Annotated in this window: 14 protein-coding genes and 1 pseudogene; 3 read left to right on the top strand and 12 right to left on the bottom strand. The window is 63.0% G+C overall.

Annotated elements, in window-relative coordinates; genetic code table 11:
• Positions 1-90: 90 nt before the first annotated feature.
• From BSY18_RS03295 to BSY18_RS03260, 9 genes are all read right to left on the bottom strand, one after another.
• Positions 91-648 carry a phosphoribosyltransferase gene (locus BSY18_RS03295; RefSeq protein ID WP_054136159.1) on the bottom strand — a complete coding sequence of 186 codons (558 nt, stop codon included), beginning with the start codon at positions 646-648 and terminating at the stop codon, positions 91-93.
• A 107-nt stretch (positions 649-755) separates the two neighbouring features.
• Positions 756-1,175: a phosphate-starvation-inducible protein PsiE gene (locus BSY18_RS03290; RefSeq protein WP_211337816.1), complete on the bottom strand. Its 420-nt coding sequence runs from the start codon at positions 1,173-1,175 to the stop codon at positions 756-758.
• 56 nt (positions 1,176-1,231) lie between these two features.
• Positions 1,232-1,378 carry a DUF2474 family protein gene (locus tag BSY18_RS20900; RefSeq protein ID WP_117352457.1) on the bottom strand — a complete coding sequence of 49 codons (147 nt, stop codon included), beginning with the start codon at positions 1,376-1,378 and terminating at the stop codon, positions 1,232-1,234.
• Complete coding sequence (gene cydB, locus BSY18_RS03285; protein WP_069049640.1) at positions 1,378-2,379, bottom strand: cytochrome d ubiquinol oxidase subunit II; 1,002 nt, start codon at positions 2,377-2,379, stop codon at positions 1,378-1,380. The genes BSY18_RS20900 and cydB overlap by 1 nt, the downstream gene beginning before the upstream one ends.
• Positions 2,376-3,809 (bottom strand): cytochrome ubiquinol oxidase subunit I, encoded by a 1,434-nt coding sequence (locus BSY18_RS03280; RefSeq protein WP_069049639.1) that lies wholly within the window; start codon positions 3,807-3,809, stop codon positions 2,376-2,378. The genes cydB and BSY18_RS03280 overlap by 4 nt, the downstream gene beginning before the upstream one ends.
• A 196-nt stretch (positions 3,810-4,005) precedes the next feature.
• Positions 4,006-4,917: a YghX family hydrolase gene (gene yghX / locus BSY18_RS03275; RefSeq protein ID WP_236823436.1), complete on the bottom strand. Its 912-nt coding sequence runs from the start codon at positions 4,915-4,917 to the stop codon at positions 4,006-4,008.
• Between the two features lie 40 nt (positions 4,918-4,957).
• Positions 4,958-5,860 (bottom strand): haloalkane dehalogenase, encoded by a 903-nt coding sequence (locus BSY18_RS03270; protein ID WP_069049637.1) that lies wholly within the window; start codon positions 5,858-5,860, stop codon positions 4,958-4,960.
• 72 nt (positions 5,861-5,932) lie between these two features.
• A complete protein-coding gene (locus BSY18_RS03265; RefSeq protein WP_069049636.1) occupies positions 5,933-6,568 on the bottom strand; it encodes a TetR/AcrR family transcriptional regulator in 636 nt (211 codons plus the stop codon).
• Between the two features lie 61 nt (positions 6,569-6,629).
• On the bottom strand, positions 6,630-7,079 hold the full coding sequence (locus BSY18_RS03260) for a PaaI family thioesterase (RefSeq protein WP_083231286.1): 450 nt from the start codon (positions 7,077-7,079) through the stop codon (positions 6,630-6,632).
• Between the two features lie 341 nt (positions 7,080-7,420).
• Between BSY18_RS03260 and BSY18_RS03255 the strand changes: the two genes are divergently transcribed.
• The 3 genes from BSY18_RS03255 (at position 7,421) to bfr (ending at position 9,521) form a co-directional block, all read left to right on the top strand.
• A complete protein-coding gene (locus BSY18_RS03255) occupies positions 7,421-8,659 on the top strand; it encodes a DUF418 domain-containing protein (RefSeq protein ID WP_069049635.1) in 1,239 nt (412 codons plus the stop codon).
• Positions 8,660-8,724: 65 nt separating this feature from the next.
• Complete coding sequence (locus tag BSY18_RS20580) at positions 8,725-8,895, top strand: (2Fe-2S)-binding protein (RefSeq protein WP_082382442.1); 171 nt, start codon at positions 8,725-8,727, stop codon at positions 8,893-8,895.
• 146 nt (positions 8,896-9,041) lie between these two features.
• A complete protein-coding gene (gene bfr / locus BSY18_RS03250) occupies positions 9,042-9,521 on the top strand; it encodes a bacterioferritin (protein ID WP_054136155.1) in 480 nt (159 codons plus the stop codon).
• Positions 9,522-9,685: 164 nt separating this feature from the next.
• Here the strand turns inward: bfr and BSY18_RS03245 are convergent, their stop codons facing one another.
• The 3 genes and pseudogenes from BSY18_RS03245 to BSY18_RS03240 all read right to left on the bottom strand — a co-directional run bounded on the left by BSY18_RS03245 (position 9,686) and on the right by BSY18_RS03240 (position 12,289).
• Positions 9,686-10,846, bottom strand: coding sequence for a glycoside hydrolase family 5 protein (locus BSY18_RS03245; protein WP_069049634.1), 1,161 nt, complete (start codon positions 10,844-10,846; stop codon positions 9,686-9,688).
• 127 nt (positions 10,847-10,973) lie between these two features.
• A pseudogene (locus tag BSY18_RS21390) lies at positions 10,974-11,111 on the bottom strand (SDR family oxidoreductase); the annotation flags it as partial.
• A 119-nt stretch (positions 11,112-11,230) separates the two neighbouring features.
• Positions 11,231-12,289: a 2-oxoacid:ferredoxin oxidoreductase subunit beta gene (locus BSY18_RS03240; RefSeq protein ID WP_054136124.1), complete on the bottom strand. Its 1,059-nt coding sequence runs from the start codon at positions 12,287-12,289 to the stop codon at positions 11,231-11,233.
• Position 12,290 lies beyond the last annotated feature (1 nt).

The following is a 12,290-nucleotide window of genomic DNA, read 5'->3' as shown; positions in this document are numbered from 1 at the left end:
CGTGCACGCGGGGGTTCAGCTTCTTGCTCGCCCCTGGGGCAAAAGCGGGATTCCCGCGTTGGCGGGAATGACGAAGGAGGTTCAGCCCCCCTACTCCCCCAGAATGATGCTCGCCCCGGGCTTGTGCGCCCGGATTTCCTCGACACTCAGCCCGGCGATCTCGTGCGGGAAGACCAGCCACTGTTCGGTCTCGTGCACGAAATAGTGCGGCGACAAATCGGTGACATTGCGCGAGGGCTTGTAATAGACCGTGGCGATCCGCCAGTCGTGTGGCATGTTGTAGCGGCACTTGGCGGCCAGCTCGTGGATGAAAGCGCGGATCGAGCGGCCGCTATCGAACACATCGTCGACCACCAGCAGCCGGTCCTCGGGGCTCAAAGTGTCGATCAGATAGCCCAGCGCATAGACGCGCACGTCCTTGCTCTGCTGGTCGATGCCGTAATAGCTGGCGGTACGGATCGCGATGTGATCGGCGTTGATGCCGTGATATTCCATCAGTTCCTGCACCGCGATCCCCACCGGCGCGCCGCCGCGCCAGATGCCGACGATGTGGGTAGGCTGGTAGCCGCTGTCGATCACCTGCATCGCGAGGCGATAGCTGTCCTCGAGCAGGCTGTTGGCGCTGATGTAGAGCTTGTCGGTGGTCATATGCGGGGCTGGCCTTGCTGGGTACGGGCTTGCGGCCTTCATGCCAGCGCGGCGGCTGCGGTCAAGTGCAACTCCGTCAGGACGGGCCGGATAACCCTGCAGCCGTTTCAGGCCCTGCCCGCGCGGGTGATGACCACGGCGGCGATGGCGAGCAGCAGGATCGCGCCGGCTTCGAACAGGATCTTGTCCGGCGCCATGTCCTTGCCCTGCAGCACGATCAACCGCGCCAGCGCGGTGATCGCGATGAAGATGGGATAGACGAACGGCGACCCGCGCCCGGTATAGAACACCGCGATCATCCCGATCACCTCGGTATAGAGGAACATCAGCAGGATATCGGCGAGCGAGATGGTCCGCGCCGCGAGGATACCCCCCACCTCGATACCCGCCGCCCCCAGCGTCATCAGCGCAACCAGAATCAGCAGGATGTGCTCGATCAGGCGAAAGCCGCGCACCGCCACCGAATCATCGGGCAGCGGACCGGGCGATGCGGCAGGTGGCGGGTCATCGGCAGCAGGGTGAGCCATGCGCCACAGGCTATCATGTTTTGCCGCGCTTGCCGACCGGATTAGCGGAACACGCGTCAGCCATGGATCCACCAGCGGATCGCATAGGCGACAACGCCGATGAAACCCACCGACATCAGCCAGATCGCAGCCATCCAGCCCAGCTTTTGCGCCAGCGGGCGGGCATCGCCGCGATCAGGATCATCGGCATCGGGCAGACGCATCAATGATATCCCTCGTCGCCCACCTTGCCGCGGAACACCCAGTACGCCCATGCGGTATAGCCGATGATCAAAGGCACGATGAACAGCGTGCCGACCAGCATGAACATCTGGCTGCTCGGATGCGTCGCGGCGTCCCAGATCGTGATCTCGTCGGGCACGACATAGGGGAACATGCTGATCCCCAGGCCGATCATGCCCAGCAGGAACAGCGCCAGCGTGAGCAGAAACGGCGCGTAATCGCGTCGCAGCTTGAGCGCGCGGTAGAGCAGGAAGGTGATCAGCGCGACCAGCACGGGCACCTGCGCGGAAAACAGTACGCTGGGGAATGTGAACCAGCGGTTCCAGTATTCGCCCTCCAGGAACGGCGTGTAGAGGCTGACCGCGCCCAATGCGAGCAGCGTTGCCGGAAACAGCTTCCAGCTCATCCGGAAGGCATGCTCCTGCACCACTCCTTCGGTCTTCATGATCAGCCAGGTCGATCCCAGCAGGCCATAGCCGATCACCGTGCCGACACCGGTGAGCACCGAATAGAGGCTTAGCCAGTCGAGCCAGCCGCCGGCATAGGCGCGGCCATCGACCTCGACCCCCTGGAGCAGCGCGCCCAGCGTCACCCCTTGCGCAAAGGCTGCGACGAACGACCCTGCAGTGAACGAAAAGTCCCAGAATGGCTGGTGATTGGGGTCGCGCCAGCGCCCCTCGAACGCCACGCCGCGCAGCACGAGGCCCAGCAGCATCGCGATAATCGGCGGGTAGATGGCGGGCAGGATGATCGCATAGGCGAGCGGAAACGCCGCGAGCAGCCCTCCCCCGCCCAGCACCAGCCAGGTCTCGTTGCCATCCCATACGGGGGCTACCGTGTTCATCGCCTTGTCGCGCTCTGCCCCGCGCCCGAGTGCCGGAAAGATGATGCCGATGCCCAGGTCGAACCCGTCCATCACGACGTAAGCGAACACCGCAAAGGCGATGATGAACGCCCAGACGATCGTCAGGTCGATGTTCATGCGCCCTTCTCCAGCATGGTGGCGCTCTGACCACGGCGCGAACTGTCGGCGGATGCAGGGGTGATGCCCGCGCTGCGCAACGGGCCGGAAGCGGCCGCTTCCTCATGTCCGGTCGCAGGTTTGCTCATCAGCTTGAGGATATACAGCGTGCCTGCGCCGAACATGATGAAATAGGTGATCACGAACGCCAGCAGAGATGCCCCCACCGCCGGTGCAGCGAGCGGCGAGACGCTGTCCGCGGTCGTCAGCAAGCCATAGACGGTGTAAGGCTGGCGGCCGACCTCGGTGGTAACCCAGCCCGCAATCACCGCGACAAAGCCCGATGGGCCCATGACCATCGCTGCGCGGTGCAGCCAGCTCCACTCGTAGAGCTTGCCGCGCACCCGCGCGAGCAGGCTGAACACGCCGATTCCCAGCATCGCAAAGCCGATGCCGACCATGATACGGAACGACCAGAACACCATGCCAACCGGCGGCTGCTTGTTCGCCGGAATGGTGTCCAGCCCTGCAAGCGGCGCGTTGAGGTCGTGCTTGAGGATCAGCGAGGAGGCCTTGGGAATTGCGATCGCATAATCGACCCGCTTTTCGGCGCTGTTGGGGATGCCGAACAGGATCAGCGGCGCGCCATCGGGGTGGCTGTCGTAATGCCCCTCCATCGCCATCACCTTGGCGGGCTGATGCTCCAATGTGTTGAGCCCGTGCATGTCGCCTGCGAAAATCTGCAAGGGAGCGACCAAAGCCGCCATCCACATCGCCATCGAGAACATCCGCCGCGCGCGATGATCGGCCTTGTCCTTGAGCAGGTGAAACGCCCCCACCGCACCCACGACGAACGCGGTGGTGAGATACGCCGCCATGACAGTGTGAACCAGGCGATAGGGAAAGCTGGGGTTGAAGATGATCGCCATCCAGCTGTCACCGGGGATGAACTGGCCGTTTGCGGCGATCTCGTACCCGGTGGGCGTCTGCATCCAGCTGTTGACGCTGAGGATCCAGAATGCCGAGATGAACGTGCCCAGCGCCACCATCAAGGTCGCGGTGAAGTGCAGTTTGCGCCCCACCTTGTCCATCCCGAACAGCATGACGCCCAGAAAGCCTGCCTCGAGGAAGAAGGCGGTCAAGACCTCGTACGCCATCAGCGGGCCGATCACGGGGCCGGTCCGGTCCGAAAACACCGACCAGTTGGTGCCGAACTGGTAGGACATCACGATTCCCGAGACGACGCCCATGGCAAAGGCGATCGCGAAGATCTTGCGCCAGTACTTGAACAGATCGAGATACACGCTGTCGTTAGTCTTGAGCCAGAGCCCTTCCAGAACAGCAAGATAGCTCGCCAGACCGATCGAGAAGGCTGGGAAGATGAAGTGAAAGCTCACCGTAAAGGCAAACTGGATGCGTGCCAGCATCAGCGCGTCAAAACCGTCGAACATGACCTCCGACCTCCCGCCTTATGATCCCGTGCAGCGGCGATTGGCCTTCCGGAATGGGAAGGCCTGCCCGCCACGACGATCGCGCCCCAATAAACCCCCTGCATGTGGCGGCAATGTGACACATTGTCCCATCGCACGGCAAACCCGTCCTTGACCGGCCAGTGTACGCTATCGGCGGCGCCTTTGACCGATCGGTTTAGGCGCGCAATGTCCGCTCGAACAGCGCCAGCGTCCGCTCCCAGGCCAGCTTTGCCGCCGCCTCGTCATAACGCGGCGTGGTATCGTTGTGGAAACCGTGGCTGGTGCCGGGGTAGAAATGTGCCTCATAGGTCTTCCCATTGGCCTTGAGCGCGGCTTCGCACGCCGGCCAGGTCGCGTTGACCCGCTCGTCGTTCTCGGCAAAGTGGATCAGCAGCGGTGCCTTGATGCTGGGCACCTCTTCGGGGCGCGCCTGGCGCCCGTAAAACGGCGCTGCGGCGGCCAGATCGGGATAGGCCACCGCCAGCGCATGGCACACGCCGCCGCCATAGCAGAAGCCGGTCACGCCGACCTTGCCGGTCGAGCGCTTGTGATCGCGCAAGAATTCGAAACCGGCGAAGAAGTCTTCCATCAGCTTTGCCGGATCGAGCGAGGCCTGCATCGTGCGGCCTTCGTCATCGGTGCCGGGATAGCCGCCCAGCGAGGTTAGACCGTCCGGTCCAAGCGCCATATAGCCCGACTTTGCGAGCCGCCGCACGACATCCTCGATATACGGATTGAGCCCGCGGTTCTCGTGCACCACCAGCACCGCGGGCAGCTTGTCCTTTGCACCCTTGGGCCGCGCCATCAGCCCGCGCACGGTGCCGTGCCCCTCGGGGCTGGGATAGTCGACCCGCATCGTCTCGATTGCCGGATCATCGGGGGCGACCTGCTGCGCCAGCGCGTAATTGGGGCGCAGCTGGTTGTAGATCATCAGCCCGGTGACACCTGCCGCAGCATAGCGCCCCGCCTGGCGGATAAACTCGCGCTTGCTGAGCTTGCCGTGGACATAACCATCGAAAATCTCGAGGATATGCGGGTGGAAATCGCTGGCCCGCATCGTGCGGGTGGGGGGAGTTGCCTCGGTCACGTCATGTCCTTCCGATGGGGCATTGCCCGTGCATAGTGCATCAATCCCCAAAGGCTGCAAGCGCCGCGCGGGCGATTTGTTCCCCCCATTCCTGCACGAAGTGCCCACCGTCGGGAATGATCAGCGGATCGCCGCAGCCGTTGATCAGTTGCGCGAGACGCGCCATCGGTTCCACCCCCAGCACCGGATCGGCGGCCCCGACCGCCATGAAGGTGTCACCCTGCCACTGCTCACGCCAGAAAGCCGCCGCCTTGCGCCCGATGTCCACCCCCGGCATGTCGGGCGATACCGGCACCAGCGCCGGGAACACCTGTGCGCCTGCCTTGTATTCGGGACCCGGAAAAGGCGCATCATAGGCGGCAATTTCTACCGGGGTCAGATGCGGGGTTCCGCGCGCGATGATCTTGCCCACGGGCAGATCGGGGGTATTGAGCGCATAGGATTTCCAGGCATCGAACCCTGGCCCTAGGCTTTCGCCCAGACCAAGCCCGGTGTTCATCACGATCAGCCGTGACAAACGCGCCGCAAAACCCATCTCGACAGGGAGCGTTAGACCGATCAGTCCACCCCAGTCCTGCACCACCAAAGTGATGTTTGCGAGATCGAGTCTCTCGACCAGCCGCAGCAGATACTCTCGATGGAAATCAAAGGTATAAATCGATTGCTCGACCGGCTTGTCCGATCGCCCGAAGCCGAAAAGATCGGGTGCCACCACCCGCGCGCCGCTGTCCAGAAACGGCGGAATCATGCGGCGATAGAGGAACGACCAGCTCGGCTCGCCATGCAGGCACAGGAATGTCCGGGGCGCATCTGCAGGGCCAGCGTCCACCCAGGCAGCGCGCAACCCCTCATAGCCCGGCATGTCATCGGCATAATGCACCGGATAGTCGAAATCGGGAATGTCGGCAAAAGCCGCGTCCGGCGTGCGCAATGCGGTGATCATCGACAGTCGTCTCCTCAGGCGCAGGCAGACCGATCAGTCCAGCGACAAACCGGTTGGTCGTTTATCGCCCGATCAGCCGCGCTCCACCATCGCGCACAGCATCTGGGTGGTCAGCGTCACCGGTGCGGTATCTCGGCGGCAGCGCGCCAGCAGCATCGCACCTTCATGCGCCGCGATGATGGTGGCGGCAATGTCCCGAGCGCGCGCAACCGCGATGCCTTCGAGCATCAGCCATTTGGCGAGCCGCATTTCGATGCGCTGATAGGCGATCCGCACGGCATCGGCGAGGGCGCTTTCGTCCCCGCCCTGCTCCTGGCCGATCACCGCCAGCAGCGAGCCATCGCGCCAGTCGGTCTTTTCGAGCCAGGCGGATGATTCCGCGCCAAGTTGCCTTAGAAATCCAATGATATCAGCGCCGGATGCCGATGCGTCATCAAGCGCGGCCAGCGTGCTGGCGGCAATCCGGGTGATGCAGGCTTCTGCAAGTTCGGGCTTTCCGCCGGGAAAGTGATGGTACAGCGACCCCTTGGGCGTTTCCGACAGCGCCAGGATCTCCGCCAGGCCGACCGCATGATAGCCGCGCTGCTGGAACAACCGCGTCGCAACCTGCAACAGCCGCAACCGGGTGGGATGCACGTCCTCCTGCGGCTTGGACATAGCGGGTGCCTGTGCGCGCAAGGCACCATCTGTGGAGACGAACAGCATCATAGACCGGTCAGTCTAACGGCATCCGCCCGTGGGTCAAGACCAGCCTTCGCAAGGCTTTTTCTCACGACGCTCCGCCTCTTGCGGCCGCCCCCACGGTCGCGATCAGCGCAAGCGCGGTCGCCACGCGCCTTTCTGCCCCGTCTTCATCGACTGCGAACAGCTGCGCTTCGGCCGAAACGTTGCGTTTGCCCTGCTTGATCACCGTCGCGCGGGCGCGCAGCAAAGCCGTATTGGCAGGCGCGTGAAACTGCACCGTGTAGGTGGATGTCACCACGTCTCCGGCGACGGTGGCTGCGGCCCAACTGCAGGCGGTATCGGCCAGAGCCCCAATAATTCCGCCATGAACGAAGCCGTGATGCTGCGTCTGGTCTTCGCGAATGGCGATTTCGAGCCACACCTGACCTGCCCCCGCTGCCAGCAGCCGCATTCCGCTCCATCGGTTGAACCCCGACGACTGGGCAGAGCGGCGCAAAGCCTCTTCCACCACAGGATTGGAAAATGACATATCCATGAGCGCTCTCCTCAGAAAGGCGGATCGAAACAATCCGACCGGTCGGTATATTTCATGTCTAAACCGACTGGTCTGTTATTTCAACCGATTGTTCGTCCGGTGACGCCGGGAATAAAGCTAGGTCACGCCACCTCCCTCCCCATGACATGCCTCATACAGCACCATTCCGTGTTCCAGCGCGTCTCCATTGCCTGGCCCGCCCTCCCACCCAAGCCGGTCCAGCGGCCGCAAACCGGAAACGCTGGCATTTTTTGTGGAGCTATGCTGTTTCTGCTCGCGTGCTTTCGGCGATGATGGCCTTTCGGTTAGGCCATGGCAGCGCCAGCACATGGAGGGATTGCATGCAGGGTTCAGATCGACACCTTTCGCTGGATGCCATGCGCGGCTTCGGAGTGATGGGCATCCTGCTGCTCAATATCATCGGCTTTTCTATGCCCGGCGCGGCCTATGTGAACCCCGCCGCCTGGGGCGGCACCGATCCGCTCAATATCGGCGTCTGGGCCACCAATTTCGTGCTGTTCGACGGAAAGATGCGCGGGCTGTTCAGCGTACTCTTCGGCGCCAGCATGCTGCTGATCATCCAGCGCGCAGAGGCGTCCGGGCAGAACCCCAAATCGGTGCATCTCAACCGGATGGCCTGGTTGTTCGTGATCGGGGCAGCGCACTACACCGTGCTGTGGTGGGGCGACATCCTGGTGCCCTATGCGATCTCCGGGACACTCGCGCTCTACTTCGTCAAGAAAGACGTCAAGCAACTGATCCGCTGGGCCATCATCTTGTTTTCGCTGTATTTCATCATCGCCTGCCTGATGGTCGGCGGCGGCTGGTGGCAGTCGATCCAGGGGATCGCCCCGGGCACCGATGCCGAGACGGTGGAGAGCACCCGACAGATGCTCGCCAGCTTCGGCAAGCCCGGATCTGACGAGATCACCAGCGATCTGTCGCTGTACAGAAGCGGCTGGCCTGCGATCTTCGCCGACAATCTGTCGACCTTTCCATCATCGCTGGTCAACGCGCTGCTGCTGTTCACGCTCGACACCATGGGCATGATGGTGCTCGGAATGGCGATGCTGAAAAGCGGCTTCATCCTGGGGCTCTGGGCGCCGGACTTCTATGCCAAGGTGGCCCGCCGCGCCTTTGCCATCGGCCTCGGCCCGATGATTGCGCTGGCCGCCTGGGTGATCGCCAGCGGTTTCGACACGATGACCGCATTCGGCGCGTTCTTCGCCTTTTCCTTCCCCTTCCGCGTGGTGCTGACCGTGGGCTGGGCCGCTCTGCTGCTGTGGTTCGTGGTGCGCAACCGCGACAACGCGCTGGTCGTGCGGGTGGCCGCCGCAGGACGCGCCGCGTTTAGCAACTATCTCGGCACCAGCCTGGTGATGACCTTCGTGTTCTATGGCTGGGGTCTTGGCCTGTTCGGCCATATCGATCGCATTACCGCGATGGCATTCGTTTTCGCGGCATGGGGGATCATGCTGTTGTGGTCCAAGCCCTGGCTTGAGCGATTCCGCTTCGGCCCGGCAGAATGGCTGTGGCGCTCTCTGGCGCGGCGCAGCGTACAACCGATGCGTTTGCGATAAATTCGCAAAAAGACTGTTGCGATGCGTTCTCAATATCGCTATCTCTGCTGCAACAGGAGAGACGCATGGTTGTTTGCATCTGCAACGCGATTCGCGAACAGGATCTGAAGGACGCTCTGCGCGATGGCGCGGCCCGCCCGTCAGAGATTTACGCCCGTCTCGGTCGGCGTCCCAAGTGCGGTCAGTGCCTTTCGTTTGCGCAAAGCATTATCACCCGGGAAACTGCGACCGCCTAGCAATAGCCTGATAAATTCTCTATTAGAATCAAATATTTCCCGCGTTGCATCGCTTCCCTTGCGGTCAAAACGACGCTATGATGCTTGCCTGATTTAACGCGGATCGGCTGCCCCTAGGGCTGCCCGTCCGAACCAGGAGCATCATCATGAAGGGCGACCCCAAGGTCATCGAATTTCTCAACGACGCGCTCAAGAACGAGCTGACGGCGATCAACCAGTATTTCCTGCACTCCAAGATGCTGCAGAGCTGGGGCATCAAGAAGCTCGCCAAGTTCGAATACGAAGAGTCGATCGACGAAATGAAGCACGCCGACAAGCTCGCAGACCGCATCCTGTTCCTGGACGGACTGCCCAACTTCCAGCTGCTCGGCCGGTTGAAGATCGGTGAAACCGTCGAGGAAATCCTCAAGGCCGATCTCGCGCTGGAAAACGAGGCCATTCCGCTGCTCAAGGAAGGCATCGCCTATTGCGAGACCGTCCGCGATTACGGCAGCCGCGACCTGCTCGCCTATATCCTCCACAGCGAGGAAGAGCATGTCGACACGCTCGAAGCCCAGTTCGACCTGATCGCACGCATGGGGATGGAAAACTACATCCAGCTGCAGTCGAGCCCGGCCGAGGATTGATCCGGGCCTGCGCGGATCTGCGCTGGCCTTGCAGAGCCTGACAATATTCGCAAGCGGACGGCATTCGACAAGGAATGCCGTCCGTTTTCGTTGGAGACACTGATCTCCAGCAAACGGCGCCGCCCAGCGGGTACTCCTCGCCCCGCCACCTTATACTCTCGCCATCACCAACGCTGGTTGAGCTGCCAGTGCCGCAACAGTGTCCTGTGGCCGGGAGAATTGACCCCTCCGAACAGCGTGGGATGGATCGCGACTTCCGGTGCATCCGGCGCAAAGCTCGGATTCCAGCCGTTCCAGGTGTTATAGGTGTGGAACAGCCAGTCCACCCCATTGGCTTCCAGGATCGAAACCATGTCGGCGATCCAGCGGTCGCGACCCGGCGCCCAACGGGTAACGCCGAACTCGCTCGCCATCATCCGCACATTGTGGCGACGGGCGAAATCGAAGGCGGGCTGCATGCTCGCGGCGAGCGATGCCCTGCCCCATTGGCTATAGGGTTCGCTGTCGAACTCGCGCAGGCGGCCCGGATAGCTTCCCTGACGCGGTTGCGCGCCGACGCCCTGGTGCGTGTAATTGTGCGGCGAATAATTGTGGAAGGTGTAGAGGATGGCGGGGTCGTCTATCACCGGCATGCTGCCATAACGACGCGCAAATCCCCACGGCCAGGGCATCACCGCAAGCCAGATCGTAGGATTGATCGCGCGAATGCGGCGGATCGCCTCGGGCAGCAGCTGCTCGTACCACACCGCTCCGTCCGCTTCGCGCCGGAAGGTGTAGTTGGGCTCGTTGAGCACGTCATAGGCGAAGATCGCAGGATCGTCGCGCAGTTCGCGCGCGATTGCCGTCCAGAACTGCATGAGGCTGTCCCCCACCCCGATGCGGAACGACCGGCCACTGCTGTCATCCAGCCTCACCGTGTCGCGGCCATAGATGCCGTTCGCCGCCAGCATCACCCCCACTCCGAGCTGCGCGCACTCGGCGGTAAACTGCTTGAGCATGGCAAGGTTGGTACGATAGGGCGCGAGCGGATCGGCGCGGCTGGGGCGGATCATGCGTCTGTCGGGCGATGTTCCAGCGGCCAGATCGGTCGAGAAGTTGATGCGCACCGTGTTGACGCCCCAGCCGGCAAGCTCGCGCACAATAGCAGGCGACAGGCTCCCAGGGGCAAGCTCCAGATTGAGCCCCCGCATTCTTGCAGGCAGCACGGGCGACAACGGCGCCGCAGCCCCGCGCTGCAACGCCTGCGCCGCGCCCTGCCCTGCCACCACCGCAGCGCCGACGCCAAGGCCGGCCAGCAGGGTGCGGCGGGAAAGCGGATCGGTCATTCGGGCACCTTTTGGCTGGCGGGACGGGCGCTGCCTGACGGCGGCTTGACCATCCTGCTATGGCTGCAAGGCTGAACGAAGGCTTACGGGCGATGGCGCGCGAACCCTGTTGCGCTGTCCATCCGCCATCGACCACCAGTTCGGACCCGGTGATGTAGCTGGGATCCTCGCGAACGAGGAAGAAGAGCGCGCCGGCAATCTCCTCGGGCGGGGCGAGCCTGCCGATCGGGGTGGCATCCTCGGCATTGTCGAGATCGGACAGCACGACCTTGGCCCCTTCGGCCGGAAACCGCTCGACACAGGCGCGGCCGATCCCGCGCAGGCCGCCGGAGATGATCGCCACCTTCCCGACCAGCCGCTACGCTGCCATCGCGGAACCTTGCCTCAATGCGCGAAGCCATCGGGCTCCACCACCCAGGTCTGGCCCTTGCTCACCAGCTTCTGCAGATCGGGCACCTTGCCCCGGGTCGCGGCCTGGATCTGGGCATGCACCGCGACTTCGAGCGTCGGGCGCGGGTCGTCATAGATCACGCCCAGCGCCATCGGGAACGGACCGAACGGCATCTCTACCAGCATGTGCGCCACTGCGCGGTTGGTGACGTCGTGCACGATCACGCCCGCCGCCTGCCAGTCGCCATCCGCCACATCGACGACCCTGAGCGTCAGCGTGGCATGATCGACCGCGATACCCTTTGCGCCGCCCCCGTCCTTGTCAGCGCCGAACAGCATGGGCTGGCCGTGGGTCAGCCACAGCTGGCTGAGCGCGGCATTCTTCTTCTCGGTGAAGTCGCCGAACACGTCCTTGTTGTAGACGATACAGTTCTGGAAGATCTCCACGAACGCCGCGCCCTTGTGCGCATATGCGGCTTTCAGCTGATCGGGCAGGTTCTTGTGCACATCGATACTGCGCGCAACGAACCGCGCGCCCGATCCCAATGCGAACGCGCACGGGTTGGCCGGATGATCGACCGATCCGTAAGGGGTGGACGGGCTGCGCGTGCCTTCGCGGCTGGTCGGCGAATACTGGCCCTTGGTGAGGCCGTAGATCTCGTTGTTGAACAGCAGGATCTGGCAATCCAGGTTGCGGCGCAAAAGGTGCATCGTGTGGTTCCCGCCGATCGACAGCGCATCGCCATCGCCGGTGATGATCCACACGTCGAGTTCGGGATTGGCGAGCTTCAGCCCGGTCGCGATCGCCGGCGCGCGGCCGTGGATGGTGTGGAAGCCATAGGTTTCCATGTAATAGGGAAAGCGCGACGAGCAGCCGATGCCCGACACGAATACGGTGTTCGCCGGATCCGCGCCAAGCTCGGGCATCGTTCGCTGCATGGCTTTCAGGATCGCGTAGTCCCCGCAGCCGGGGCACCAGCGCACCTCCTGATCGGTCTCCCAGTCCTTGATCGTCGTCTCCGCGCGCGGCGCGATCCTGGTCATCTCGTTCATC

Origin of the sequence: Blastomonas sp. RAC04 (genome assembly GCF_001713435.1) — a bacterium.
Lineage (GTDB): Bacteria > Pseudomonadota > Alphaproteobacteria > Sphingomonadales > Sphingomonadaceae > Blastomonas > Blastomonas fulva.
This window is presented reverse-complemented; position numbering and strand designations above follow the sequence as displayed.